The sequence below is a fragment of the Haloferax sp. KTX1 genome (genome assembly GCF_902410085.1).
GTDB classification, from domain to species: Archaea; Halobacteriota; Halobacteria; order Halobacteriales; family Haloferacaceae; genus Haloferax; species Haloferax massiliensis.
This window is the reverse complement of record NZ_CABPRH010000006.1, coordinates 87,471-112,219: the sequence shown is the minus strand read 5'-3', so window position 1 is coordinate 112,219 and position 24,749 is coordinate 87,471. Positions and strand designations below refer to the sequence as shown.

Annotated in this window: 25 protein-coding genes; 8 read left to right on the top strand and 17 right to left on the bottom strand. The window is 66.2% G+C overall.

Annotation, left to right across the window (positions count from 1 at the left end):
* Positions 1–3: 3 nt before the first annotated feature.
* Positions 4–423, bottom strand: coding sequence for a zinc finger domain-containing protein (locus FY251_RS11470; RefSeq protein WP_148414989.1), 420 nt, complete (start codon positions 421–423; stop codon positions 4–6).
* Between the two features lie 122 nt (positions 424–545).
* Between FY251_RS11470 and FY251_RS11465 the strand changes: the two genes are divergently transcribed.
* A complete protein-coding gene (locus FY251_RS11465; protein ID WP_148414988.1) occupies positions 546–1,730 on the top strand; it encodes a tubulin/FtsZ family protein in 1,185 nt (394 codons plus the stop codon).
* A gap of 135 nt (positions 1,731–1,865) precedes the next feature.
* A complete protein-coding gene (locus FY251_RS11460; protein WP_148414987.1) occupies positions 1,866–2,261 on the top strand; it encodes a histidine kinase in 396 nt (131 codons plus the stop codon).
* A gap of 856 nt (positions 2,262–3,117) precedes the next feature.
* On the opposite strand, the gene FY251_RS11455 is transcribed toward FY251_RS11460, so the two are convergent.
* The 5 genes from FY251_RS11455 to FY251_RS11435 form a co-directional block, all read right to left on the bottom strand.
* Entirely contained in the window at positions 3,118–3,507 is a 390-nt protein-coding gene (locus tag FY251_RS11455) for a hypothetical protein (RefSeq protein ID WP_148414986.1), read from the bottom strand.
* Positions 3,508–3,693: 186 nt separating this feature from the next.
* Positions 3,694–4,002, bottom strand: a complete 309-nt coding sequence (locus tag FY251_RS11450) for a phage repressor protein (RefSeq protein ID WP_089776818.1) — start codon at positions 4,000–4,002, stop codon at positions 3,694–3,696.
* A gap of 102 nt (positions 4,003–4,104) precedes the next feature.
* Positions 4,105–4,374, bottom strand: a complete 270-nt coding sequence (locus FY251_RS11445) for a hypothetical protein (RefSeq protein ID WP_089776819.1) — start codon at positions 4,372–4,374, stop codon at positions 4,105–4,107.
* Positions 4,375–4,597: 223 nt separating this feature from the next.
* Positions 4,598–6,355, bottom strand: coding sequence for an archaeosine synthase (gene arcS / locus FY251_RS11440; RefSeq protein WP_148414985.1), 1,758 nt, complete (start codon positions 6,353–6,355; stop codon positions 4,598–4,600).
* Between the two features lie 119 nt (positions 6,356–6,474).
* A complete protein-coding gene (locus FY251_RS11435) occupies positions 6,475–6,828 on the bottom strand; it encodes a hypothetical protein (protein ID WP_148414984.1) in 354 nt (117 codons plus the stop codon).
* Positions 6,829–6,959: 131 nt separating this feature from the next.
* On the opposite strand from FY251_RS11435, the gene FY251_RS11430 reads away from it, so the two are divergent.
* Complete coding sequence (locus tag FY251_RS11430; RefSeq protein WP_148414983.1) at positions 6,960–7,421, top strand: pyridoxamine 5'-phosphate oxidase family protein; 462 nt, start codon at positions 6,960–6,962, stop codon at positions 7,419–7,421.
* 103 nt (positions 7,422–7,524) lie between these two features.
* On the opposite strand, the gene FY251_RS11425 is transcribed toward FY251_RS11430, so the two are convergent.
* The gene (locus FY251_RS11425) at positions 7,525–9,540 is read right to left on the bottom strand and encodes a PGF-CTERM sorting domain-containing protein (RefSeq protein ID WP_187367402.1); all 2,016 of its coding nucleotides are present in this window, start codon (positions 9,538–9,540) and stop codon (positions 7,525–7,527) included.
* Between the two features lie 244 nt (positions 9,541–9,784).
* On the opposite strand from FY251_RS11425, the gene epsC reads away from it, so the two are divergent.
* Positions 9,785–10,648 (top strand): serine O-acetyltransferase EpsC, encoded by an 864-nt coding sequence (gene epsC, locus FY251_RS11420; RefSeq protein WP_148414980.1) that lies wholly within the window; start codon positions 9,785–9,787, stop codon positions 10,646–10,648.
* Between the two features lie 51 nt (positions 10,649–10,699).
* On the opposite strand, the gene FY251_RS11415 is transcribed toward epsC, so the two are convergent.
* The 3 genes from FY251_RS11415 to tgtA all read right to left on the bottom strand — a co-directional run bounded on the left by FY251_RS11415 (position 10,700) and on the right by tgtA (position 13,005).
* Positions 10,700–11,005 carry a hypothetical protein gene (locus FY251_RS11415; protein ID WP_007276061.1) on the bottom strand — a complete coding sequence of 102 codons (306 nt, stop codon included), beginning with the start codon at positions 11,003–11,005 and terminating at the stop codon, positions 10,700–10,702.
* A gap of 79 nt (positions 11,006–11,084) precedes the next feature.
* Entirely contained in the window at positions 11,085–11,360 is a 276-nt protein-coding gene (locus FY251_RS11410) for a winged helix-turn-helix domain-containing protein (protein ID WP_004041883.1), read from the bottom strand.
* A gap of 85 nt (positions 11,361–11,445) precedes the next feature.
* Positions 11,446–13,005, bottom strand: a complete 1,560-nt coding sequence (tgtA, locus tag FY251_RS11405) for a tRNA guanosine(15) transglycosylase TgtA (protein WP_148414978.1) — start codon at positions 13,003–13,005, stop codon at positions 11,446–11,448.
* Positions 13,006–13,191: 186 nt separating this feature from the next.
* Here tgtA and FY251_RS11400 point away from each other — a divergent pair, with 186 nt between their 5' ends.
* Together FY251_RS11400 and FY251_RS11395 are read left to right on the top strand one after the other, a co-directional pair.
* Positions 13,192–13,473: a hypothetical protein gene (locus FY251_RS11400; protein WP_148414977.1), complete on the top strand. Its 282-nt coding sequence runs from the start codon at positions 13,192–13,194 to the stop codon at positions 13,471–13,473.
* Positions 13,470–14,990: a methyl-accepting chemotaxis protein gene (locus FY251_RS11395; protein ID WP_148414975.1), complete on the top strand. Its 1,521-nt coding sequence runs from the start codon at positions 13,470–13,472 to the stop codon at positions 14,988–14,990. Before FY251_RS11400 ends, FY251_RS11395 begins: the two co-directional genes overlap by 4 nt.
* A gap of 158 nt (positions 14,991–15,148) precedes the next feature.
* Here FY251_RS11395 and FY251_RS11390 read toward each other — a convergent pair whose 3' ends face one another.
* From FY251_RS11390 to FY251_RS11380, 3 genes are all read right to left on the bottom strand, one after another.
* Entirely contained in the window at positions 15,149–15,922 is a 774-nt protein-coding gene (locus FY251_RS11390; protein WP_148414973.1) for a CPBP family intramembrane glutamic endopeptidase, read from the bottom strand.
* 92 nt (positions 15,923–16,014) lie between these two features.
* The gene (locus FY251_RS11385) at positions 16,015–16,614 is read right to left on the bottom strand and encodes an NUDIX domain-containing protein (protein ID WP_148414970.1); all 600 of its coding nucleotides are present in this window, start codon (positions 16,612–16,614) and stop codon (positions 16,015–16,017) included.
* A gap of 45 nt (positions 16,615–16,659) precedes the next feature.
* Entirely contained in the window at positions 16,660–17,391 is a 732-nt protein-coding gene (locus FY251_RS11380) for a hypothetical protein (protein WP_148414969.1), read from the bottom strand.
* A 119-nt stretch (positions 17,392–17,510) separates the two neighbouring features.
* On the opposite strand from FY251_RS11380, the gene FY251_RS11375 reads away from it, so the two are divergent.
* Positions 17,511–18,227, top strand: a complete 717-nt coding sequence (locus tag FY251_RS11375) for a hypothetical protein (protein ID WP_148415092.1) — start codon at positions 17,511–17,513, stop codon at positions 18,225–18,227.
* A gap of 33 nt (positions 18,228–18,260) precedes the next feature.
* On the opposite strand, the gene FY251_RS11370 is transcribed toward FY251_RS11375, so the two are convergent.
* Positions 18,261–18,878, bottom strand: coding sequence for a bifunctional 2-polyprenyl-6-hydroxyphenol methylase/3-demethylubiquinol 3-O-methyltransferase UbiG (locus FY251_RS11370; protein WP_148414967.1), 618 nt, complete (start codon positions 18,876–18,878; stop codon positions 18,261–18,263).
* Positions 18,879–19,131: 253 nt separating this feature from the next.
* On the opposite strand from FY251_RS11370, the gene FY251_RS11365 reads away from it, so the two are divergent.
* Positions 19,132–19,326 (top strand): cold-shock protein, encoded by a 195-nt coding sequence (locus FY251_RS11365; RefSeq protein WP_004041873.1) that lies wholly within the window; start codon positions 19,132–19,134, stop codon positions 19,324–19,326.
* Between the two features lie 120 nt (positions 19,327–19,446).
* On the opposite strand, the gene FY251_RS11360 is transcribed toward FY251_RS11365, so the two are convergent.
* From FY251_RS11360 to FY251_RS11350, 3 genes are all read right to left on the bottom strand, one after another.
* Positions 19,447–21,810, bottom strand: coding sequence for a hypothetical protein (locus FY251_RS11360; protein WP_148414965.1), 2,364 nt, complete (start codon positions 21,808–21,810; stop codon positions 19,447–19,449).
* A gap of 99 nt (positions 21,811–21,909) precedes the next feature.
* Positions 21,910–23,145, bottom strand: coding sequence for an ABC transporter substrate-binding protein (locus FY251_RS11355; protein WP_148414963.1), 1,236 nt, complete (start codon positions 23,143–23,145; stop codon positions 21,910–21,912).
* A gap of 265 nt (positions 23,146–23,410) precedes the next feature.
* Positions 23,411–24,403, bottom strand: a complete 993-nt coding sequence (locus tag FY251_RS11350; protein WP_148414961.1) for a hypothetical protein — start codon at positions 24,401–24,403, stop codon at positions 23,411–23,413.
* Positions 24,404–24,749 lie beyond the last annotated feature (346 nt).

Below are 24,749 nucleotides of genomic sequence, written 5' to 3'. Positions count from 1 at the left end.
GCGTCACTCGTCGCCCGCGCGGTCCCCGCGGTCGCCGTCCTCCCCGTTTTTCCGCAGATAGTCGCTCGGCTCTCCGTCGGAGGCCACGCCGTCGTCAGCCCCGCCGTCGTCGGACTCGGTCGCGTCGGCCTCGTCCCTGTCGGCGTCAGCGTCGGCCTCGGCGCGCTCAGATTCGGCCGCGTCGTCGCCCTCGGCGGGGCCGTCACCGGCGTCACCGCCGCCCACGTCCCCGTCCCGCTCGCGCGCCTCGCGGACCGCCCGCTCGTGGAAGCGGGCTATCGCGTCGTCCCACGACTCTCGGCTCGGCGCGTCGCGCTCGTGGACGGTCTCGACGCCGACGAAGCCGCACCGCTCGCAGTAGCGCGCCGCGCGGCCGTCGAACGAGAGCGTCGAGAGGGGCTGTGAACACCGCGGACAGGTCATGGCGTCTGTCGGTGGTTCTCGCGCGGGTCGTATAGAACTACCCCGTCGGCGGCGCGTCCGAGTCCGAGCGTGGACGTCCCCTAACAGAAGATTCACCACTGATGACGTGTCAAAGAGAGACGATGAAGGTCCTCTGCTTCGGCGTGGGGCAAGCGGGCGGAAACGTCCTCGATGCCCTCCTCCGGTACGAACAGCGCACGAACGCCGACTACGTCGTCGACGCGGTCGCGTACAACACCGCGTCGGCCGACCTCCGCGGCCTCGACCTCGTCCCCGAGGAGAACCGCATCCTCTTCGGCGCGGACGAGGTGAGCGGCCACGGCGTCGGCGCGGACAACGAACTCGCCGCGGAACTCGCCGAGCGCGACAGCCGGCAGCTCCTGCGGGGCACCGACGGCGCGCCGACCTCCACGGCCGACGCGTTTCTCATCTTCGCGGGCCTCGGCGGCGGCACGGGGAGCGGCGCGGCCCCCGTGCTCGCAAAGCACCTCAACCGCGTCTACGAACAGTCCATCTACGGCGTCGGCGTCCTCCCCGCCGCCGACGAGGGGGCGCTGTACTCGCGCAACGCCGCGCGGTCGCTCAAGGCGTTCGTGGACGTGACCGACCACGTGTTCGCGTTCGACAACGGCGCGTGGGCCGAAAGCGGCGAGGACGTCGCGGCGGCCCACGAGTCGATGAACGAGGAACTCGTGCGCCGCCTCGGCATCCTCTTCGCCTCGGGCGAGGTGGGCGAGTCGGGGGCGGTCGGCGAGAGCGTCGTCGACTCCTCGGAGGTCATCAACACCCTCCGCGGCGGCGGCATCTCGACGATCGGCTACGCGGCGAGCGAACTCCCCGAGAGCGGCGACGGCGGCGGGTTCAGCATCTCCGGGCTCTTGGGCGGGGGGTCGTCGTCGGCGGACGAACTCGACTCCATCAACCGCATCACGACCCAGACGCGGAAGGCGGTGCTCGGGCGACTCACGCTCCCGTGCGACGTCGACTCCGCCTCCCGGGGACTGGTCGTCGTCAGCGGCCCGCCCGAGTGGCTCAACCGGAAGGCCATCGAGCGGAGTCGAACGTGGGTCGAAGAGCAGACCGGGAGCATGGAGGTCCGCGGCGGCGACTACCCGCTTCCGGAGTCGAACCACGTCGGCGTGCTCGTCCTCCTCGGCGACGTGTCGCGGAGCGACCGCGTGGCCGAAGTCCGGTCGACCGCCGTCGAGGCCGAGCGGGACCGCCGCGAACGGGAGGCGGGCGACGCCGCCGACAACGGAGACAAAGCGGAGGCCGTCGTCGACGACCGCCTCGACTCCCTGTTCTGAACCGACGACCGACGACAACCGGCGACGCCGGCGAGCGGTCCCGCGTGCCACCGCCGGGCGCGACCCCCGTCGGCGGCGGGCGTCGTCTCGGACCGGAGAAAGTGTCAAATACTCTCACTGCGAACAGTCTGATGCGTGTCCGAGACAACCATAGCGGCGACGCCGCGCATCCTCGCCTACGGTCCGCCACCGGCGGGTCCGATTGCGACGGACCGCGACGTGGACGTCGAGTTCGTGGGGTCGAGTCGGGAGTTGTTCGAGCGATTGACCGACGGACCGGTGCATCTCGTCGTCTGCCTCCACGCCCCGCCGGCGTTCGACGGCGTCGAGGCGGTCAAAGGAATCCGCCGGTTCGACGCGACGGTTCCGGTGGTACTGGCGTCGCGGGTCCAGAACACGATGCTCAACCTGCAGGCGATTCAGTCGCAGGTCACCTGGAGCGTCGGTCTCGCGGGTGACGTGCCCGTCGAGGAGGCGCTGTCGGACCTCGTCGTCGATGCGAGCGAGTGGGTAGAGCGGCAGGTGAAGTAGCGAAATCGCGTCCGTCGACCGCGCCCGAGGTCGAACCGCGGTCGGTCGTCACTCGTCGAGGTGTCGATGGATTCTCGCGGCGACTCCTCGCCTTCGTCCGCGCCGACGACGACTTCGGCACGACGGACTGAAAGGGGCTTCGACAGACCACCACCGGCACCGAAACGCAGAACCGGCCAAGTTGTAACGACGTTACACTCGTTATATCTTCCGCGATACTGTTCGTCGCGCTGATAATCAGAATCATTTATATATTCGAAGCGAATGTATTCAATCGGATGCAGTACCGTACAGAGTAACCCCTCGGACGCATCCAACTGACCGAACTCATCCCCCTTCCCCCCCTTCCCCATTAGGTTCGGTCACCCTTCACGGGGCGCGACTAACTATCCTCACTAGCGACTGTCGTCCCCACATCTGTCGGAAAGTCGATGCGGAGTCGCTCGACGTCGAACCGCCAGTCGGTCACACGACCGAGGTGCGAGCGTGCTCGCGGTCCCGCGGCGACCGACTGAACGCGCGGCGGTTTCGAGGACGCAGTCGACTCGAATGCGGACCCACCAGTATAGTGGTTAATTTACAATACTACTTGGAGGCGCTCCGATTTCGGATATCGAACATAAACCCGACAGTCAGCCTGTGAAAACAGCTATTAAACCGTTACTCAGATATTCATTCGGATCGACGGTAAATATCTTTTGTTTTTCTGTCCTGTACTAAGCTCGTTCCAAAATAAACTAATAACATTATGTTTAGAATGATTCTACTGTATTTCAATATTGTCGCACAACACCTAGGAGTGAAATAGTCGTGCGGTTCGAAAACAGACCGTCAATCGGTACCGCGGACGCCTCGGCTACTTGCCGAATCTGATGCCGTCTTCGACCAGTCGAAGGTTTCGTTCTCGGTCGATATGGGGTTTCAGCCAGTCGTACTCCTCGATTTGGAGGATGAGGTCCGCTTGGAGGTTCCGCCACGCGATGGCGTAGATGGGCGACTGGCCCCACGCGCGGAGTTCGGGGATGAACTCGTCGTAGCGCTCGTAGTGGCCTTCGAGGCGTTCGAGCGCGTCGACGACGTAACCGGCGGCCTCGGATTCCGTGTCGGCGTCCTCGATCGCGCGGTTCAGTCGCGTTTCGAGTCCGTCGACGGCGCGTTGCATGTCCTGTGCCGCCGTGCCGTCCGCCTCCGGGAGCGAGTCGATGATGGGTTTCGGAACGCCGAGCGAGAGTGGTTCGACAGCCATACCTCGAACTGGGCGGCAAAGCGGCAAAAAGGCGGCGGCGACCGCTTCACAGCGCGGGCGGTTCCCGACACCGCGGACCCGTCGAGAACGCGGGGCCGGGCGGCGTCGCCACTCCCCGCGAGGAACAGCGCGCCGGGGTGCCTCCGAAGGCCGTCCCGACCTCCGGTTTCGGCGCGTCGTTCGCCGTTATGCGTCCGTCTCGTCGGTCCGTGCCCTGAGTTCGGAGTCGACGAGGGCGTCGAAGTCGACGCCGTCGGTTCGGTACTGGTCGCGGTTGTCGAGGACGACCAGTCCCTTGTCGGTGATTTCGTACAGCCCGGAGTTCGGCGCGGGGCCGACTCGCGCCAACAGGCCGTAGTCCGCGAGAATCGGCAGTCGCGTGTTGATGTACGAGCGGTTCTTGTCGAGGATATACGAGAGGTTCACGGCGGTGTTTCGCCTCCGATCTGAGAGCGCTTCGAGGATGTCGAAGTCAGTTGGGACGGCCAACTTCATACACGGTTGTTCGTAGCCGCTGTTAAATAAACAACTTATGTGAGAGGGCGTACGGTCCGGTTCGCGCGGCGAGGGACAACGACGCGGCGACCTCGGGTCGGGTTACCGGTGTTCGAGCGCGTCGCGCGCGAGGCGTAAATCCTCGAGAATTCGCGCGTGTCGGTCGATCGCGTCGTCGATGTGTCGGGCCGTCGCCGCCGTGTCGAGGTCGGCGTCACCGCGGTACTGCACCCGCAACAGGTGTGATTCCAAAGCGCGGGACGTCGAATCGCTCGCCGCCAACAGCGCACGGGTGATCGTCCAGTCTACCGCTCTCTCGTCGGGAAGCTCGTCGAGCTCCGGTCGCTCCCCCTCGTGTCGTTCTGCCATTATTGCCCACCTTGGGCCGGGATGCTACTTAAAGTTGTAGTGACATGATATTTCCGCCATGATCGGGTGCACAGAAATCCGGGTATACGCCCCATTTAGCGGCGTTCAAAGGCTGATTAACCACCGCGGAACGAATCATCAGGGAGATGTGATTTCGAGGGTATCTTCGGCGTGTCGGGCGGTTTTCGGGTCGAGTCGGAGCCCCCCTCTCCGAACCGGGTTCGGGCTATCGCTCTTCGACGTGCCGAATCTCGACGCCGATGCCGCGCGTGGACTCGACCAGTTCGCGGCCGCCCATCTCCGCGCGGCCAATGGCGAACGCCTTCGGGCCCTCGACGACGACTTCGTCGCCCGGGCGGATGTCCGCGTCGGCGTCGACGACGCCCGGCGCGAGGACCGACCCGTGCGGGACGAACCCGTCGATTTCGACCGTCTTCGTCGGCGCGTCGCTGTCGCGCCACACCTTCGCGCCTTCGAGCGTGAAGGAGAGCACGCCGTACTGCGGGACCATCGTCGCCAACTGCACGCCCGCGTCGTTCCACACCTGTAGCTTGGGGAACCGACTCGTCATCTCCAACTCCACGTCCGCAAAGAGCGCGTCGCCCGCGTCCGGGCCGAGTTGGTAGTCGGCGAGGGCCTTCACGACGTTATGCTCGCGCTCCTCGCGGGTGAACTTGGGTTCGCCGTCGAGCGTCCGCATGAGGTTCCCGATGGACTCCGTCGTCGTCGGATGCTCGGAGACCGTGAACTCCACGTCGAGGCCGAGGTCGTCGGCGACGCGCTCGACGATCTCCGTGTACGCGCCCGGCGGGAGGTGCGCGACGATTCGCGGGTAGTCGTTGCGCTCCAGGTAGCGACGGAGCACCTCGGCGACGAACGACTTCTCGTCTTCCGACCAGTCGCCCGTGACGACCGAGTCGTAGTGCTGGGCGGGGTAGGTGAGTTCGAGTTCCTGCGGGACGACGCCGATGGGCGAGGTCATCGACACCATGTGCGCGCGGTACTGGACGGCCTCGTGGAACTGCCGGTGGCTCTGGGACTCGCTGTAGGGTTTCTTCGCCGAACACGGCAGGAGCACGAGCGGGTTGTCGAAGCGGTTGCGGTAGCGTTTGGTCACGCGGTCGGCGAACCGCTGAATCTCCACGCGGTCGATGGACTCCTCGGAGGCCGCGGTGAGCTCCGAGTCGCGGATGACGGGAACCCGCTCCTCCATGAAGCTGTACTGCTGGTCGAACCGTCGGAACAGGGCGGTCAGCCACTGGTCGTGGCGGGCCTGCCCCTCCACGTAGTCGCGGAGCCGACCGTCGCGGACGCGGCGTCGGACCCGCGCGAGTTCGGCGCGCAGGGCGTTGGCGTTGTGGTCGGCCGCGTCGGCGCGGGTGAACTCCGAGGCGGGCGTCCGGCAGGCCTCGCAGGCGCAGGGGAGTTCGTCGAGGTCTTCGAGGAAGTACTCGCCGTCGCTCGTGAGGTAGAAGCCCTCCAGTCCGCGGGCGCGGGCGAGTTTCTCGTCGACGAGGTCGACGCCCGCGTAGACGAGAAGCGAGACGTTCCGCGGCGTGGCGACGCCCGAGAGCATGAGCGCCGTGTCGGCGGGGAGGTTCTCCTTCGCCTCGATGACGTTGTCGCGGAAGGCGCGCGCGTGGCCGACGAAGCCCTGCGCGTCGGAGAGCACGTAGGCGTCAGCGCCGTAGTCGGCGGCCGTATCGGCGGTGACGACGGCGGCCGACGGGAAGTCCGCGTCGGGGTAGTCCACCGAAAAGGACTCGCGCACCTCGTCGGCGCTCCCGGCGGGAAGCGAGCGGTGGGGGAGCACGGTCAGCACGTCGTCGGAGCCGTCGGGGAACTCGCGCTCGGCCGCCCAGAGGCTGCCGGCGTCCGCGAGCGCGTCGTCCACGACCGCCGGCGTCGTCACCGAGTCGGAGAGCCGCAACTCCCCGATTCGGGCGGCGCCGTCGCGGGCGTGAACCTCGAAGTAATCGGTCATACCCGCTTTCGGCCCCCGACAGCCAATTAACTTGTCTTCTGCGGGCGCGCCGAAACCGGCGGGGCGACGGGGGTCTTCGTAAACGGCGAGTTACGCGAAAAACAGCGGAAACGGACGGACTACTCGTTCGACCGACCGTCTTCGACTTCGATGCGCTGGGGTTCCTCCGTTCGCGCGTCGGCGTCGTCACCGCCGCCCAGTAGCGACGATTGCAGGTTCTTCGCGAACGACTCGACCTGGTTTCGGAGCGTCTTGACCTCCGTCTCGAACTCCTCGACGGAGCGCTCGACGTAGTGGACTCGCTGAATCGGAATCCGGCGGACGACGTCGTTGCCGCCGGCGTCCTCGTCGAGTTTGACGATCCAGTGGTCCTGAAAGTAGGCGATGTTCTCGTTTTCGACGCGTTTCTCGACGGTTCCCTCGTCGGGGTCGTCGTAGACGATTACCGCCGTTCCGAGGTCTGTGTCCGTCATCACGTGGGCTTGTGTCCTGACACCCGTATGTCTGGTGGCACGGCGGACCCGCCGGCGACCGACTCACCGGTTCGGCGGCTCCACTTCCACCGAGCCTACCGAGTTTAGCCCGTCCCGACCGAACGACCACTATGGACGCCTCCGACCCCACCGGCCCGTGGCCGCGCGACCGCGTCGACGACTTCCTCGCCGACGCGACCGTCCCGGTTCGGCTCTCGTGTCGCACACCGGCGGACGACCTCTGGATGCTCTCGCTGTGGTACGAGTGGGACCCCGAGGCGGCCGAACTCCGGTGTGCCACCGCGGCCGACGCCGACGTGGTGCGATTCCTCCGCGCCCGCGACGACGTGGCGTTCGAGATCTCGACCAACGACCCGCCGTACCGGGGCGTCCGCGGGCGGGGGACCGCGACCGTCGAACCCGACGCGGAGAAGGACGTTCTGCGACGACTCATCGCGCGCTATCTCGGCGACACCGACTCGGAACTGGCGAAGCGATTGCTCTCGCCCGAGCGCGACGAGGTCGTGATTCGGATTCGTCCCGCGCGAGTACATACGTGGGACTACGCGGCGCGGATGAAAGAGACGAAATAACCCCGAAGCGGGGCGCGTGCCGCGCGGGGGTGGCTTGTGACCCGCGCGGCGTACGAAAAAGGGTGCCTCTGTGTGGTGGTGGGCCGGTGCGTCGTCAGCGGGATTACCGACGCCGGGCGGCGACGAGCGCCGCCGCGACGAGCGCGACGAGGGCCACGACGAGACCGAAGCCGGGCGCGTCGGTGGACGACTCGGTCGTCGTCTCCGTGGACTCGTCCCCCATCTCGGTCGTGGGTTCGTCGGTCATCGAGTCGGTCGGCTCGTCGGTCGTCGTCTCGGTCGACTCGTCGGTCGTCGTCTCGGTCATCGTGCCTTCGACCGTGTAGTCGGCCGTCGTGAGGACCGCGCCGCCGGCGGCGACGTAGGGCCCGTCGTTCGCGCCCTCGCTGGTCACGAAGTCGTAGGCCTCGTTGCCGTTGGTGTCCATGTGCGCCATCGGGACGACGGTGCCGGACTCCTCGAACGGCGCGTCGAGGGTGATTTCGACGTCCTCGTGGGTGCCGGGTTCGAGGTACGCGGAGGTGCCGCGGACGCTCTCGAACACCGCGCCCTCGGTGACGGAGGCGTCGTGGACCGTCACGAACCCGCCGTCGTGGAGCGTGACGGACTCGACGGTGACGGTCGCGCCGTCGCCGGACTGGTCCATCGCGGTCACGACCGCGTTGACCGAGGTGTGGGCGCTGGCGACGACCGCGCCGCCGTCAGCGGTGTACGGGCCGTCTGCGTCGCCCTCGCTGGTCACGAAGTCGTAGGCCTCGTTGTCGTTGGTGTCCATGTGCGCCATGGGAGTGAGCGCCTGCGAGGAGCGAATCGGCTCGTCGAGGGTGACTTCGACGTTCTCGTGGACGCCGGCGGGCAGGTACATCGAGGTGCCGACCACGCTGTCGAACACCGCGCCGCCCGACAGCGACGGGTCGTGAATCGTCACGAAGCCGCCCTGCGAGAGTTCCACCCGGTCGACCACGACGGTCGCGCCGTCCGAGGTTTTCGTCGTGTAGTCGACGCTGGCGGAGACGGTCGCGTCGCCGCTGTCGACGACGGCGCTGCCGTCAGCCGTGTACGGACCGTCGGCCTCGCCTTCCGACTCGGGGAAGGTGTAGGTCTCGTCGTCATCGGTGTCCATGTGCGCCATCGGGACGACGGTGGTCGTCTCGTTCAGCGGCGCGTCGAGGGTGACCCGCACGTCGCGGTGCAGGCCGGGTTCGAGGTACGCGGAGGTGCCGCGGATGCTCTCGAACACCGCGCCCTCGGTGACGGTGCCGTCGTGGACCGTCACGAAGCCGCCCTCGGGCAGGTACGCCGAGTCGACGACCACGGAGTAGCCGCCGGTGGCCTTCGCGGTGTAGTTCACGCTCGCGGTGTCCGAAGGCATGGCCATCGCGGTGTCGACGACGGCGCTCCCGTCAGCCGTGTACGGGCCGTCGGTCTCCCCCTCCGACTCGGGGAAGGTGTAGTTCTCGTCGCCGTCGGTGTCCATGTGCGCCATCGGGACGAGCGTCGCGTTCTCGGTCACGGGCGCGTCAAGCTCGACGCGGACGTTCTCGTGGACGCCGGCGGGCAGGTATATCGAGGTGCCGCGGATGCTCTCGAACACCGCGCCCTCGGTGACGGAGGCGTCGTGAATCGTCACGAAGCCGCCCTGCGAGAGTTCCACCCGGTCGACCACGACCGAGTCGCCGGTCGTGGGCTGGTCGGACATCGAGACGGTCGCGCTCGCGTTGACCGTCGCGGTGTCGACGACGGCGCTCCCGTCGGCCGTGTACGGGCCGTCGGCCTCGCCGTTGGCCGCGACGAACGAGTAGACGCGGTCGCCGTCGGAGTCCGTGTGGGGCATGGCGACGAACGTGCCGGACTCGTCGACCGGTTCGTCGAGGTGGACGGTCACGTTCTCGTGGGTGCCGGCGTCGAGGTACGCCGACGAGCCGACGACGCTCCCGAGGACGTTCCCGTCCGTGACGGAGGCGTCGTGAATCGTCACGAAGCCGCCCTCGGGGAGCGTGACGGAGTCGACCGTCACGGTCGTCCCGCCCGTCGCTTGGTTCTCGAAGGAGACGGCCGTGGTCTCCTGTTGTGCCGCTGCGGCCGCCGGGATGCCCCCGACGACCACGACGAGTGTCATCAACACTGCGAGTGTGCGTCGCATGTCTCAGACGGGGGCGAATATTTAAAAGAAGATTTTCCGAACTGTCACCCAAATCTCTCCCCGATGTGTCCCCAGTCGCCCGGTTTCGGCGGCCGGAAGTCGCATCGAGCAGTCGGCTCGGGGCGAGTGGGAGGCGGCGCGGAGCGCGGCTCGGGGGCGGCGGCGCGGACCCGATAAACGGGGAGTTAAATACCGCTCGTCCACCAACTATCGCTATCGGATGTCCTACACCTACTCGGGCGACGCGCATCTCGGGCTCGCGGCGTCCTACCGGGCCGACGACGACCCCTTCCCCACGGACACGTCGCTTTCGTTCCCGCGGCAGAACCACCTGCGAGAGGACGTCGACCTCATCAAGCGCCTCCTGTTCCCGCGCTGTTGGAACGCGGGACCGTGGGTCGGAGACGAGGAACTGCTCCGCGACGCCGTCGCCAACTTCGGCGCGCTCTGTTACTCCGGTATCGAACCCTACACGGACGAGGACCCCGCACCAATCGTCGACGAGGTCGTGAGGCGACTCCCGGATATCCGCGAGACGCTGAAAAAGGACGTGGAGGCGGCCTACAAGGGTGACCCCGCCGCGCGCGGCTATCTCGAAATCATCCGGTCGTACCCCGGCGTGCAAGCCATCGTGGTCCACCGCGTCGCCCACGCCTTCTACGAGGCCGGCGCGCCGGCGTACGCCCGCGAACTCACCGAGTACGCGAAGATGGAGTCGGGCATCGACATCCACCCCGGCGCGACCGTCGGCGACTACTTCTTCATCGACCACGGCACCGGCGTCGTCATCGGCGAGACGGCGACCATCGGCGAGTGGGCGCGCATCTATCAGGACGTGACCCTCGGCGCGCTCCACTTCGAGGAGGACGAAGACGACGAGCACTCGCTCAAGAAGGGGTACAAGCGCCACCCCGACATCGGCGACAGCGTCGTCATCGGCGCGGGGACCAAGGTGCTCGGCGCGGTCTCCGTCGGCGACCACGTGAGCATCGGCGCGAACTCGTGGGTCACCGAAGACGTGCCGGACCACACGAGCGTCTACATCTCCGAACACCCGACCCACGAGCGGAAACACCGCGAGTGAGCGGGCGGCGGGAAAAACCGGACGGCGCGGGAGAACACAGCGGTCTCGTTCTCAGTCGAACGTAATCCACGCGAGGAACGCGAGGCCGAGCGTCTCGAAGACGTGTAACAGCATCATCAGCCGCCACGCGATGACGGGGACGTCGGTGCTGAACCACCCCGAGAGCGTCGGGTCGAGGATGTACATGTAGAACGCGAGCGCGTTCTCGGCGAGGAGGAACACCCCGAACACGAGGAGGCCGACGGCGTGTTTGGACCTGAAGGTAAGGTAGTTTCGGGCCCACACCGCCGACAGTGCGAGGAGCACGACGACGTTGACGCCCGACGAGACCGTCGCGACGTCCACCCAGATACTCATTCGTTCTCTCCTTTCCCCGTCATCCTGATATACGCTTTCCCAAATCTGTCCATAATCACCGCGTCCGTGGCCTGCATGCTCAGTCCATCCGCTCGACGATCGTCTCGACGGTCTCCCAGTTGGCGCGACACCGCGGCGACGGGAGGTAGACCGCGCCGTAGTCGTCGCCGCTGCGCTGGACCACGTCGTTGTCCATGAGCACGTCGAGGTGGTGTCGGACGGTCTTGTAGTCGAGGTCGAGCGTCTCGGCCAACTGGTTGGCGTTTCGGGGCTGTTCCTCGACGGTCTTGAGGATGCGCACACGGTTTTCACCGCCGCGGGTTCCCGTGAGCACGTACCAGAGGACAGCCTCCATCGTGTTCGTTGATACGTCGGGTGAACCTAAGAGCATCGACCGACAGACGTCGACGCGACCACCGCAACCGATGCGGCCGACGCGGCTACTCCTCGGTCGATTCCAAAGTGTCGTCGTCCTCGACGCGCACGTCGTCACTCTCGGCCGACGCCTCGTCGGCCAACCGCTCGGAGACCGCCGACAGCGACTCCAACTCGACCGACTCGGGCACGCGGGCGAGCGCCGACTCGGGCCAGTCGTCGTGCGCCAGCGTGAACGCCGCGTCGGGGTTCTCCTCGACCAGCCGCGAGACGCCGCGGGCGGCCTGCTCGTAGGCGTCGCGGTCGAGGCGCTCGGGCACCTCGGCGGTGAGCGGATAGGTCTCCGAGAGCGCCCGCGGGAACGGGCCGAACGGCGGGACGACCCGCCACGTCGCGTCGAAGTCGTCGCCGGAGGGGGTGCCGCCCTCGGTGAGGAGGACGTGACCCTCGGCGGTCAGGCGGTCCATGCGGGCGTGGTGGCGGGCGACTTCGGGCCGGTGGGCGCTCTCGTTGGAGACGTAGAAGAACGCGCCCTTGGAGGCGGGGTCCTCGCGTTCGAGCTGGTCGACGTGGTCGAGGAGTGCGCGGTAGCCGTCGAGCATCGCCGGGTGCGAGCGGGCGCGCTCCTCGACGAGTTCCATGAGGTCGCCGTCGCGGATGGCCTGCTTGATGCGGCGGAGTTCGGCGAAGGTGACGTGGAGGTTGTGCTCGGCGAGCAGTTGCTCCTGTCGTTTCGACCCCTTCGCGCGCAGGTCGTCCGGCGAGTACTCCGTGCAGATGGGGCAGGTACACGGGAGGTAGTCGAGGTCTTCGAGGTGTTCGGTCCCGCGGACCGTGAGATACCGCCCGTCGCGGGCGTAGAGGGCGTAGGCGGCGGAGTCGAAGAGGTCACAGCCGAGCGCGACGGCGAGCGCGAGCATCATCGGGTGGCCCGCGCCGAACAGGTGGACCGGGGCGTCGACGCCGAGGCCGCGCTTGGCGGCCGCGACGGCGTCGACCATGTCGTCGTAGCGGTAGGCGTTCATCATCGGCACGACCGCGCCGACGGGGAACACGTCGAGGTCGGTCGCCTCGGCGTGGCGGCCGGCCGCCTCGCGGAGGTCCGGGTAGGTCGACCCCTGAACGGGCGCGTTGACGAGCATCTCGCCCGTGTCGGCCGCCTCGGCGTCGGCGAGGGCTCGCTTCGTGATTTCGAGGTCCGTCTCGGCCTGCTCGCGGGCCACGTCCGGCGGCGTCGGGATGTCGACCGGCGTGGCGATGTCGGTGCCGATGTCGCGCTGGAACTGCAGAATCTCCTCGGTCGTCGTGTCGATTTCGCCGTACTCGGCGAGCTGGAACGACCCCGAGTCGGTCATGATGGCCCCGTGGAAGTCCAGCATCTCGTGGAGGCCCACGTCCAGCGCCTCCTCGCGCAGGTGCTCGTTCGTCTTGATGATGTAGGAGTTGGTGATGAGGATGTCCGCGCCGAACTCGGATTCCAGTCGCGCGGGCGAAATCGTGTCGATGTTGGGGTTGACGACCGGCAGGAGCGCCGGCGTCTCGACGGTGACCCCCGCACGCGGGACCGAAAGGCGGCCGATGCGGCCGGCGAGGTCCCCGTCGCGGAGTTCGAAGTGGTCGCGCATGGAGTGGCGTTCCCCGAGCGCGGCGGTAAGGGTTGCGTTCGCGGGGCGGCCGGCCACGGAAAAATGGACGCACGAAGATATCACACCGCATTCCTTGAAATAGTCTAGATAATATACACGAGGAGTATCAAACGTGATTTTTTGGACGAACAGTTTACAAAGAGATTGGCTCAACCGAGAAGGTAGATGTTAGCCGACTTATCACCGCTCGAAGTAACCGCGCTCGCCGTCTCGCTCGTCGGGCTCATACCGGTTATCACGCAGTACAGAGAGGAGACCAAGCTGTTCGCCGCGGGGTACGTCCTGCTCGTGGTCGGGATGATCGCGACGAACGTCGAGGCGCTGTTCCTCGGGTCGGTGCTCAACTTCGTCGAGCACGCGTTCGGCATCGGCCTCGCGGGAGCCACCTTCTTCGCGGCGGCGTACCTGCGCCGGAAAAACGTCATCAAGGGCGGTGACGCTTCATGATAATCGACGCACTGTTCGACGCTATCGGGACCCTCGGGTTCATCGGCGCGGCGGTGCTGGCGTGGCTCAACTACCGCGACACCGACGCGGAAGCGTCGTTCTGGCTGACGTACGCGTTCGCCTCCGTGCTGGCGATTCTGTGGATGTTCAGCCTCACGATGGAAAAGCTCGGCATATACACCGAGATATTCAACCTCGTGACCTCGCCGCTCATGACCGCCACGGTCGCCGTCTTCGCCATCGGCGGCACCGCGACGCTCGCCATCGTCGCGGACATGAAGGAGCTCGTCGACGACGCCGACGAACGGCGGCGCGAACTCGACGCGCTCACGACGGACCTCGAACGGCAGGCCGAGAGCTACGGCGACGCGATGCAGACGGCCGCCGACGGCGACCTCACCGTCCGCGTCGACGCCGAGAGCGACAACGACGCGATGCGCCGCATCGGACGGGGCTTCAACGAGATGTTGGAGGCCATCGACTCGGTCATCGTCCAGATACAGACGTTCGCCGAGCAGGTCGACGACGAGAGCTCCGAGGTCACCGCGAGCGCCGACGCCGTGAAGACGACGAGCACCGACGTGGCCAACAGCATCGAGGAGATTTCCGCGGGCAACGAGACCCAACACCGGAACCTCAACGCCGCGGAGTCCGAACTGAGCAACCTCTCTGCGACCATCGAGGAGATCGCCTCGTCGTCCGAGGAGATCGCGCGGCAGTCCCAACAGACCGTCGGCCGCGCCAAGGAGAGCCAGGAGGCCGCCGGTTCGACCATCGAGAAGATGGAGCAGTTGGAGTCGCGGTCGACCGAGACCGTAAACGAGGTCGAAGACCTCCAGCAGTCGGTCACCCAGATCAGCGAGGTCGTCGACCTCATCGACGACATCGCCGAGAAGACGAGCATCCTCGCGCTCAACGCGTCCATCGAGGCGGCGGGCGCGGGCGACGCCGGCGAGGGGTTCGCCGTCGTCGCCAGCGAGGTGAAGACGCTCGCCGAGGAGACCGCCGAGGCGACCCAGGAGGTCGACTCGCTCATCCGCGACATCGAGCAGTCGACCGAGAACGTCGCCGAGGACACCTTCGAGACGCAATCCGAGGTCGAATCCAGCCGCGAGACCGTCGGCGAGACGGTCGACGTGCTCGAAGAGATCGTCCACAAGATCGAGGACAGCAACGACTCCATCCAGTCTATCAGCAGCGCCACCGACGAGCAGGCGCAGTCGACCCAGGAGGTCGTCACGATGATGGACGAGATAACGAACCTCAGCGACCAGACGGCGTCCGAGGCGCAGAACGTCTCGGCCGCCGCCGAGGAACAGACCGCCGCGACCCAGCAGATTGCGGCGTCGTCCTCGTCGCTCTCGGAACGCGCACAACAGCTCAAGTCGCTCGTCTCGCAGTTCGAATCCGGGCGTGCGATGGGCGGCACGCCGGGCCGCGAAACGGCGACGCCCGCGGCGTCAACCCCCAACCGAGCGATGCGGGCCGACGGGGCCGGCGACGACGGACCGAACTGACCGACGACCGGCGACCACGCGGGCGAGCGACCCCGACGAACGCTTTTTTCCGCCGACTCGAACACCCGACATGGAACCCGTCAATCAGTCCGACCTCGGCTGGCGGTCGGCGGCGTCGAGGGCGCATGCAGAGAAGAGTCCCGACGAGTCGTAACGACTCAGAACAGCAGACCGGACGGAACCCCGCCGGGGTTCATCTCGGTGAGCTTGAACACGAGGTACGCCAGCGAGAACAGCGTCGCGTTGTACGCGCCGTGAATGAGCGCCGGGACGGCGATGTTGTCGGTCAGTTCGTACGCCGTGCCGAAGACGACGCTCGGGAGGAACAGGATGCCGATGGTGACGAGGCGGCCGCCCGCGCCGCCGGTGAGCGCGACGTAGTGGATCGCGGCGAAGATGGCGCTGGCGAGGGCGATGCCCGGAACCGGCCCGAACGACTCGCGGATGCGGTTCTGGACGACCCCGCGGAACAGCAGTTCCTCGCCGGGGCCGATGAGGAGGAACGACGCCGGGACGAGGAGCAACAGCACCTCGGGGTCCTGCGCGGCGATTTCGGTCACCTGGTTCGACCCCGCTTGGACGCCGAACGTCGAGACGAGAAACGCGCCGACGAACGCCGCGGCGAGCGCCGTCACGTAGCCGAGGACGACCGCGACGATGTCGCGGAGCGACGGGACCGAGACGCCGAAGTACGAGCGGTCGAGGCCGCGGTACCGGCTGTAGGCGAGGGCGACGCCGCCGAAGGCGATACCCTGCAGGAGGATGAGCGACGTGACGACGAGCGCGAGGGGCGTCAGTTCGACGCCCGCGCGCACCGCCGCGAACTGCGTGATAAAGACGAGTATCGTGCCGACGACGAGACCGCCGCCGCCGAGGGCGATAGCTGCGAGGAAGGACCGAGCGAGGTCGGGGAGACGCGTCGTAGTAGACACAGCCGACCACTTAGAGCGCCGGCGTCAAAATCCTTCTCGCCTCGGAACGGGGTTCGAGGGTCGAACGTGGGGTGCGCGAGTGACCGGATGCGCTACTCGCCGGCGAGTTCGTAGTAGAGCACGCCGAGGACCGTCCGCGCGTCGCGGACCTCGCCCGCGAGGACGGCTCGCTTGAGGTCGTCGCAGCCGACCGTCGTCGGGCGGATGCTCTCGTTGAAGTCGAGGTTCTGGTCGGCGCTCGGCTCGCACCCGCGCGCGACGAAGTAGTGGTGGACCGAGTTGGCGATACCGTTGGTCGGCTCGACGGTCACGAGCGGTTCGACCGCCTCGGCCTCGTGGCCGGTCTCTTCCGCGAGTTCGCGCCGGGCGGCCGCGGCGTAGTCGTCGTCGTCCGGTTCGGTGCCGCCGGCGGGGAGCCCGCGATTGGTCCGGCCGACCGCCTGTCGCCACTCGTCGATGACGACCACGTCGCCGTCGGGCGTGAAGGGGAGGACGACGACCGCCGCGGGTTCGTCGACGTAGTGGAAGTCCGTCTCGGTCCCGTCGGGGAGCCGAACGTCGTCCATCCGGATGTCGAAGCCGGGACACGAGTAGTCGATGCGCGTGTCGGTGGTCTCCCACGCGAGGTCGTCGGTGGCGGCGTCGCCGGGGGCGGCGGGCGCATCTTCGCCCGCTTCGGGGTCGTCGCTCATGGCGGTACGTGACGGCGGCGTTTCCAAAAGCGTCGCGATGCCCCGCTACCCAACGTCGTCGAACGAGACGGTGGCGAGGTCGGCTTCGAGGTCGTCGACGTAGTCGTTGTACGCCTCCACGAACGCGACGAAGTCGCCGGCGAGTTCGCGCACGTCGGGCGCGGCGGGCGGCTCGTACTGCGACAGTAGGTAGATGCCGCCCTCGCCGCCGACGCGGAGGTACGACGCCCGCGGCCCGTCCCACTTCAGCTCCCAGCGCGTGCCGCCGACCCGCTGGGTGAACGTACCGTACTCGCCGTCGAAGCGGTTGAGTTCGCCGGCCATGGTGTCGGCCACCTCGCGGATGGTCGAGACGAGTTGGTCCCGCTGGGCGACGATTTCCTCGGTCGTCGTCACCGCGGGGAACGCCGTCGGCACGTCGTCGAGGACGCCGTCGAGCGACTCGACGTGGTCGTTGTACGCCTCGACGAACGCCGGATAGTCTTCCATCGCCGTCGCCAGGGCCTTCGGCTCCGGCGGCTGTTTGGTCGAGACGACGTACGTCTCGCCGCCGGACTTCCCCTTGAACCGGAGGTACTGGAGCGCGCCCGCCTCGTACTTGACCGTCCACGTCCCGCGGCGCGTCTTAAACGTCTCTTGGCCGTAGTCGCCGCCCTGGAGGATGGCGAGTTCGCGCGCGATGGTCCCCGCGTGGGCCTCGACCGCGGCGACGACCTCGTCGCGGTTGGCCGCGACGTCGTCGACGCTCGTGATATCGAACGAGAGGGCGTCAGTCATGGTCGGAAGGTGGGGGGAAGGGGGGATAAGTGCGTCCGTCGCCGGTTTTATCACCGATAGTATACGTCTCGAATGTGATGAGTCAACACAGGGCAACGATTGGTGGGACAATCGGGGGCATGGCACGGCGGGCGAACCCGGCCTTTGCGGGCGGTATCGTCGCGGTTTCCGTAGTCGCGTTGGGGTACGCGGTCACGGTCGGGTCGCTCCAGCAACACACGTTCGTCCACGTCATGGCGGGCCTGCTGTGGACGGGCACCGACCTGTTCATGGGGGCGATTCTCGGGCCGGTCATCGGCGGGCTGACCGACGAACAGAGCGCCGCGGTGTTCGAGCGCCTCACGCCGAAGACCGCGTTCTTCCTCCCGTCAATGGCGCTTGTCACCATCGCGGGCGGCATCACGCTCGCCCAGCGACTCGGGGTGTTTCCCCACGCCGAACCGTGGCTCGCGCTGTTCACCGCCGCGAATCTGATTCCGACGCTCCTCTTGCTCGGTCGCCGACTGAACGCGTGGCGCGACCGGCGCTGGCAAGTCGTCTTCGCCGTCGCCACCGTCGGGTCGCTCGCGTGGGTCGCGACCACCATCGGCGACTTCCGGATGACGACCCCGGCCATCGTCGTCGCGCTGGCGGTCGTCACCGTCCTCTCGGTGCAGGGCTTCGGCTTCCTGATGCCCGGCGAGATACGGATGTACTTCGAGATGACTTCCGACGACCCGGACGCGAGCGTCATCTCGGCCATCGGAAAACAGAACGCCATGCTCGGCGGCGTGCAGGGGGTGTTCCAACTCGTCCTCATCGCCGACATGGTGTACCTCCGCTACGGCGGGTTCTGAGGTGAACACGGGGCGGCGACCGCGCTTGCGGCCTCAGTCGGTCCGCCGGAAGACGCGGAGGGAGTCGCGGTCGCCGTGCTCGCGGGCGACCTGCTCGAAGCCGAACTGCGTGAACACGGCCGCCCAGTCGCGGTAGTACAGCGGGAAGTCGTACTCCTCGTCGTTGACGCCGCGGTCCTCGGGCGGGACCGACCGGTCGCCCTCGTTTTCGACGGTGACGACGTAGCTCCCCGCGCTCCGGGCGAGCGCCTCGAACACCCACGCGTCGTCGGGATGGACGTGCTGGAGCGTCTCGACGGAGTAGACGGCGTCGAACTGGCGGGGTTCGAACTCGTCGACGACCGCCTCGATTGCGTCGGCGTGGAACGTCCCGCAGTCGGCGAGGTCGGGGTAGGCGTCGGCCATCACCTCGAAGCAGTCGGGGTTGATGTCGACGCCGTGGAGGTTCTCGAAGCCGTGTTCGCGGAGGTGCGAGAGGTGTCGACCGGGACCGCAGCCGAGTTCGAGAATCGACGCCGAGGGGTCGAGACGCTCCTCGAACACCCGTCGAATCGACTCGCTCGTCTCGTTCGGCCCGTAGTACGCGTAGTACTCCGGCGAGAACTCTCCCGACCGATCCGCCCACTTCCGACGAACGTCGTTAGCATCCACGGTGTCGGAGACCGTCCGGCCACGCGTAAAACCTCGTCGGCTGTGGGCAGACGCGTCCGAGACCAGAACTGCCGATACCACAGGATATCGAGGAATCGACGACGAACTACGAGTCGGGGGCGGAGAAGAATCGACGTACCAGAACATTTGTCTACAAAACCCGACGATTCAGAAATGGATTCAATAAAATAACCCCCATGACAGCACGACTCGCACAAGTCTTATCCGTAAAGGGCGTGTGTGTTCAAAAGCAATGGCGAAAGGAAACGTTGATTTCTTCAACGACACTGGCGGCTACGGTTTCATTTCGACGGACGATGCTGACGACGACGTGTTCTTCCACATGGAAGACATCGGCGGCCCGGACCTCGAAGAAGGCACGGATGTTGAGTTCGACATCGAGCAGGCCCCCAAGGGCCCCCGCGCGACGAACCTCACGCGCCTTTAAACTAATTTAGTACGCCGCGTTTCGCGGCAGAACGATAACCTACATTTTACCCCATATTCGACCGGCGAGCGGCGCGTTCGCGGCCGGTCGGCGACGCGACCTATCCTATACACTCACCGCTCAGAGCGCGTCGGCCGCGCGGGCCTGCTCGGAGCGACGGCGCGCCTGTTCGAGTCGCCGGTCGGTCGCCCGTGAGAGCGACCCCGGAAGCTCCCCGCGGGCCTCGGCCAACCGCTCGGCCACGCGTTCGAGCCGCGACGCCACGGTGTCGAGGCTCTCGTCCGCCCGCCCGCGGTCGCCCGCCTCGGCACGTTCGGCGGCCCGGCGCGCGGCCTCCGCGACCGATTCGAGCGCCTGCGCCAGCCCGCGGACCGCGTTCGCCTGCCCGCCGCCCGTCGACGTCTCGGGCGCGTCGTCCGGGGTGCCCGCGTCGTCCGAATCGCCTGAGGTAGCCGCACCCGCCGAGTCGTCCGAACCGTCAGCGTCGTCGCCGTCTCCCCCGTCGACCGCCGCGACCGCCGCGGCCGTCTCCGCGGTGATATCTGCGAGGAACGTCGCGAGCGACGCCTTCCCGGTTCGGGGCTCGTCGATGCGGACGCTCGGAATCGACGCGGGCGCGGGGCCGGTGTCGGTGTCTGAGTCCGAGTCGGTGTCTGAGTCGGACGCGCCACCCGCCGCGCCCGTGTCCGGGTCGGGGTTCACGCGGAACGCGCCGACCTCGTCGTCGCTGTCGCGGACCTCGACGGTGTACGCGCCGCCGCGGTGGACGTAGACGGCGTCCGGCCCGGACAGCGGCGCGTCGTACAGCCGGCCGCCGAAATCATCTTCGAGCGCGAGCGCCGTCAGGTCGCGGTCCGTCCCGTCGGCGTCGACCTCGACTTTCGTCGCCGACGCCCGGGCGACGAGCGGGATTTCGCCGTCCACCCCGGCCGTGACGAGCGTTTCGTCGCCGCCGTCGCCGTCGTCGGGTGATGATTCGGTCTCCGACGCGGACGCCGAACCGGACCCCGCGTCCCCGACCCGAACCGTCTCGCCGTGCGGTGCCGACCCCGCGCCGTTGACCGTGAGTCGGTGGTCGCCCGCGGGCACGTCCCGGAGGACGCCGAGACCGCCGAACGTCGGCGCGGCTTCGGGGTCGCTCTCCAAGAGGAGGACGGATTCGACGCCCGACTCGCGGGTCGTCACGCCCTCGCCGTCCGGCGCGTCGGCGTCGGTGACGGCCTCCGTCACCCGAACGAAAAGCGTGTTGAGCGTCGAGGGCTCGTCGACGACGTCGTATCGCTCGGCGAGCGCGGTCCGGTGGGTCGGGTCGGTGATGTCCGCCGCGGGGTCGGCGTAGCGCGGCTGACTCCACGGCGCGCTCGTCGTCGTGAGGTGGCTCGCAATCGCGTCCTCGACGAAGCCCGGGACCGAGAACTCGAAGCTCAGTTGCGGCCCGGTGAACTCAGTAATGTGCTCGACTTCGCTCGCGGGGGCGAGCGCGTATTCGATGTCTGCGTCGGCGGCGGGGTCTGCGTCCGCGTCGGCGGCGTCGCCGTCATCGTCCGCCGCCTCGGGCCCGAACACCAGCCCCGTCGACCGCGCCGGGAGGTCCGTCGGCGGCGACGACAGCGCGTCGAACGACCGCACCGTGAGCGCCTCGCTGACGAGGGACTCGCGGGTGACCGACGGGAGCCGCTCGTCTTCGTACACCGGCGCGCCGTCGAGTTCCGGGACGACGTAGGGCAGGCGCGCGCCCTCATCTCTCGGGAGGCCGTAGGCGATGGGTATCTCCGCGGCGTCCTCGATGCGGTCGAACGCCCGGTTGGTGATGTCCGCGAACGTCCCGCCCGTCGGGAGCCGCTGGAACCGGTCGGCGCGGTCGTTGAGCGACAGCGCGCTGGAGTGCGACCCGAGTTCCGACAGCACCCGCGGCGGGCGCGCGGGGTCCGGGTCGAGAAATTCGTTGTTCGGCACCGACCGCGCGTGCGAACTCGCGACGTACAGCTGGGGAACCGGCTCGTCGCCCGCCGTGTCGACGAAGACGTGCAGGACCTCCCAGTCGTGCCAGTGGAAGTTCGTCGTGAACTGGTCGAACACCGAGTAAAACCAGTACTGCACGGCCGTCAGCGACGAGCCCTCGTAGCCGACCACGTTGTAGAACACCGTCGGCTCCGGCGCTCGCTCGCCGGTCTCCCGCTGCGTCGCGTGGTAGCCGTCGAGCGCGTCGAAGCCGTCGACGACCGTCTCGCCGTCCCGGTCGCTCGCGTACGCCCGCGGGTCCGTCGGGAACCACGTCTCGTCGGCGTCGAAGTAGAGCGTCGGCGCGAACCGCGCCGCGAGGTCGCGGGCGACGTCGGCGTCGACGCGCTCGGTCGGGGCGGCGGTGTTGGTGGTTTCGGTCGAGTCGCCGCCGAGGGCCGAACAGCCGGCGAGCGACCCGACGCCGGCGCTCCCGAGCGCGGCGAGGAACGCCCGTCGGTCGAACGCGGGTCGGTCCGTCATCTGTCTATCTGGTGGAGTCGAGGACGGGACAAATCTCTTGTGCCGGGCGGCGGCGGGTGCGGGGCCGGTCGCTGGCCGAAAACGTGGCGGAGAGACCGCTCAGAACTCGCCGTTGATGATATCGGCGACGCGCTGGCGGTCGAACAGCTGTTCTTCCTCGGGGATTTCGGGGTACGGGCCCCCGTCCGAGGTCGGCCACTCGCCGAACGCCTCGGGGTGGAACTGCTTGGCGCTCATCTCAAGCTGGAAGAGGTTGAGAATCGGGCCCTGATAGCGCGCGCCCTGCGGGTAGACGCGGCCGTTCTGGACCGCCGAAATCTCCGCGGCGACGGGGTCGGCTTCGAGCGTCGCCCGGAGGTCGTTCATGCTGACGCTCGGCTGCATCCCGCTCAGGAAGAGCACGACATCGGGGTCGGCCTCCAACAGCGCCTCGAAGTCGACGGTCGACCCGGACTCGATGGAGCCCTCGAACGCGTCGTGCGGTTCGAGCGGCCGGATGTGCGAGGTCATGAAGCCGGGGTTGCCGACCGTGTACGCCCACACCTGCTTCTCGATGTCGGACGCGGTGAGCAACGCGACGCTCGGGCGCTCGTCTTCCGGCGGGAGCCGTTCTTCGATGGCGGCGAGCACGTCGTCGCGGACGGCCGCGAGCGCCTCGTAGCGTTCCTCCTCTCTGAGCACCTGCGCGACCTTCTCGAACTGCTCCCACAGCGTGTAGTACTCGTAGCCGCCGGTCCACTCGTCCGTCGGCGACGAGTGACGGGCGCTCAGCGAGTTCCCGAACCACGGCGAGACGTTCTCGGCGACCTCCTCGACGTCGCCAATGTCCCACTGTTCGAGTTGGACGACCGACGCGGGGTCGGCCAGATGCACGTCGCTGTCGAGTTCGTAGAGCTTCTCCTTGCTCGTCTCCCACGACGGATACAGGTCAGCCCAGTCGACCTCGACGCCCGGGAGTCGCGCCGTGAACTGCTTCCACGTCGTGTCGTAGTACTCCGGACCGTTGACCGCGTTCACGTCGTCGCCGCGGCCGAGCGCGAACGCCATCCCCGCGTGGTGGGAAAGCCGCGTGAAGATGCTCCGCGGCGGCTCGTCGAACTCGACGGTGCCGACCGGCGACATCGTCACCGAGTACGACGCGTCAGCGGGCGTCTCGGTCTCCGTGGCCGCCTCGGTCGGGGTCTGCGCCGCCGCCTCGGTCTCGGCGGCCGTCGTCGACTCCGAACCGCGTCCCCCGGTACAGCCGGCGAGCAGACCGCCTCCGACGGCCGCGCCACCGTACTTCACGTAGTCGCGCCGCGTCAGTCCCGTCCGTGGCGTCTCGTCGTGCTCCATAGTTTTTAGGCTTGCCTAAAATTGATAATTGCTTCGGTTCTTGGGCGACTAAACGAGACCCCAGCGCCAGTTCTGCTTATACTCTATATGGCCCATAACCGCAACCACATCGGCCACCTAGTCGAGTCGCTCTGTATCTATACACGGCACTCACCGTCGACGGCAGTGAAGGTGCATACATCGAGGATGTCGTATACATTCGTGATCAACCACATGGGTTTGGATAATCAACATTAGTATCGGGCACTTCGGAACCCCAATATTGTTAGCCTATTGGTGTATCCTCTTCATCTTCTGTTGGTTCTAGTTTGCCAGTTTTTGGGTTGTATCTCGCGTAGGTGTAACCGCTATTCTCCTCCATGCTACTCCTATCAGGACCTGGTCTTGGCCCATGATAATCATCAACAGTAGAACCGTATTCTACTGCTGTTCTAAGTCGAGTTCTTCCCTTTATCGGAAGTAGCAGGTCTGCAAACTCCTCCTCGTAGGAGTGTTCTTGGCTGTCTGAAAAGTGGAAAATCAATTTGAGTCTCAGCCAGTCTTTATTCACATCAGCCAACTGTTCAGTTGCCAATTCGAAAGCAGCACGTGTTGTGTGATCCTGGTTTACACCGATATTCAACCCTGCAGAAAGGAGAAATTTGACATCCTGTTCACCTGCTCGAAGAAAAGATGAGTCCGCTCTAACACCCGTGAAACTCACTTCGCGGACTGGAACCCAGCGACTTTCTTCAAAACAAATCTCAGCAGAAGTTGACTCGGGAAAGTCGAAGTCTGGTTTTAATTCAATTTCTATGTTTCGTGCAATCCCTTTACCAATATTTGAAATTTCAATTTCAAAGAAATCGACATCTCTTGCTGTCTTAGTCCCGATATTACTCACCTCTAGAATAGGTTTATGCTCCAGCTCACTCAACTCAGTCTGAGCCACCATAATCTCGGTTTGCTGCTTGGCGATGCGGGTTTGGTCTTCACTCAAGTCCCGCTGAGAACGCTGGATCTCCGCTTGTCGATCGTATAGCAACAAAAGTCCCAATGACAGTCCCAACGACCCAAGACCAGTGACAATCCGAACTGTGTCGGTGATCTGTAGTGGGAAACTTATCTGCAGGAAGTCTGTAGTCCCTGAACTCTCAAGAAGAAATACGAGAAGTAGTATCACAAAGGCGGAGCCAAGAAATCCAATTACCCTACTCTGTGTGAAGAGTAGTGAATTCTGGCCGTTTTCAATAGAATCTACGTGCTCCTCATCGGGCATCTTCCTTGTTCCCACGTGGTTGTCATATTTGACTATACTGGTTATCTCAACAAAGAGCAACGAGACTGTTTAGGAGGAATCTCCGGAATTTCCGCAATCCCACCATCAGCAACATCTCACTGAGGTGTTCGACTAATGGTGCAAAACAAGACTGTGATCGCGCTTGCACTCACGTCTGTGTTCGTCTTCCTCGCTGCAGTCGGTCTGTTCAGTCGAGTAGCATTACTGCGACTACACGGCAGTGGCTGGACATACGAGAAAATGCAGAAAAAGAAAATATACAGTAAGTCAGCTCAGCTTCGCATGTCCCTCGCTGTCGCTCAGGCATTCGAATCTTCAGTCGCCC

Bases quoted from the DNA above. Each gene is read 5' to 3' on its own strand.
- FY251_RS11350 (WP_148414961.1), bottom strand. From the start codon at position 24,403: ATGCCCGATGAGGAGCACGTAGATTCTATTGAAAACGGCCAGAATTCA.
- FY251_RS11415 (WP_007276061.1), bottom strand. From the start codon at position 11,005: ATGAGTATCTGGGTGGACGTCGCGACGGTCTCGTCGGGCGTCAACGTC.
- FY251_RS11380 (WP_148414969.1), bottom strand. From the start codon at position 17,391: ATGACTGACGCCCTCTCGTTCGATATCACGAGCGTCGACGACGTCGCG.
- FY251_RS11355 (WP_148414963.1), bottom strand. From the start codon at position 23,145: ATGGAGCACGACGAGACGCCACGGACGGGACTGACGCGGCGCGACTAC.
- FY251_RS11395 (WP_148414975.1), top strand. From the start codon at position 13,470: ATGATAATCGACGCACTGTTCGACGCTATCGGGACCCTCGGGTTCATC.
- FY251_RS11425 (WP_187367402.1), bottom strand. From the start codon at position 9,540: ATGACACTCGTCGTGGTCGTCGGGGGCATCCCGGCGGCCGCAGCGGCA.
- FY251_RS11385 (WP_148414970.1), bottom strand. From the start codon at position 16,614: ATGAGCGACGACCCCGAAGCGGGCGAAGATGCGCCCGCCGCCCCCGGC.
- arcS (WP_148414985.1), bottom strand. From the start codon at position 6,355: ATGACCGATTACTTCGAGGTTCACGCCCGCGACGGCGCCGCCCGAATC.
- tgtA (WP_148414978.1), bottom strand. From the start codon at position 13,005: ATGCGCGACCACTTCGAACTCCGCGACGGGGACCTCGCCGGCCGCATC.
- FY251_RS11465 (WP_148414988.1), top strand. From the start codon at position 546: ATGAAGGTCCTCTGCTTCGGCGTGGGGCAAGCGGGCGGAAACGTCCTC.
- FY251_RS11455 (WP_148414986.1), bottom strand. From the start codon at position 3,507: ATGGCTGTCGAACCACTCTCGCTCGGCGTTCCGAAACCCATCATCGAC.
- FY251_RS11400 (WP_148414977.1), top strand. From the start codon at position 13,192: ATGTTAGCCGACTTATCACCGCTCGAAGTAACCGCGCTCGCCGTCTCG.
- FY251_RS11430 (WP_148414983.1), top strand. From the start codon at position 6,960: ATGGACGCCTCCGACCCCACCGGCCCGTGGCCGCGCGACCGCGTCGAC.
- FY251_RS11410 (WP_004041883.1), bottom strand. From the start codon at position 11,360: ATGGAGGCTGTCCTCTGGTACGTGCTCACGGGAACCCGCGGCGGTGAA.
- epsC (WP_148414980.1), top strand. From the start codon at position 9,785: ATGTCCTACACCTACTCGGGCGACGCGCATCTCGGGCTCGCGGCGTCC.
- FY251_RS11435 (WP_148414984.1), bottom strand. From the start codon at position 6,828: ATGACGGACACAGACCTCGGAACGGCGGTAATCGTCTACGACGACCCC.
- FY251_RS11375 (WP_148415092.1), top strand. From the start codon at position 17,511: ATGGCACGGCGGGCGAACCCGGCCTTTGCGGGCGGTATCGTCGCGGTT.
- FY251_RS11365 (WP_004041873.1), top strand. From the start codon at position 19,132: ATGGCGAAAGGAAACGTTGATTTCTTCAACGACACTGGCGGCTACGGT.
- FY251_RS11470 (WP_148414989.1), bottom strand. From the start codon at position 423: ATGACCTGTCCGCGGTGTTCACAGCCCCTCTCGACGCTCTCGTTCGAC.
- FY251_RS11360 (WP_148414965.1), bottom strand. From the start codon at position 21,810: ATGACGGACCGACCCGCGTTCGACCGACGGGCGTTCCTCGCCGCGCTC.
- FY251_RS11450 (WP_089776818.1), bottom strand. From the start codon at position 4,002: ATGAAGTTGGCCGTCCCAACTGACTTCGACATCCTCGAAGCGCTCTCA.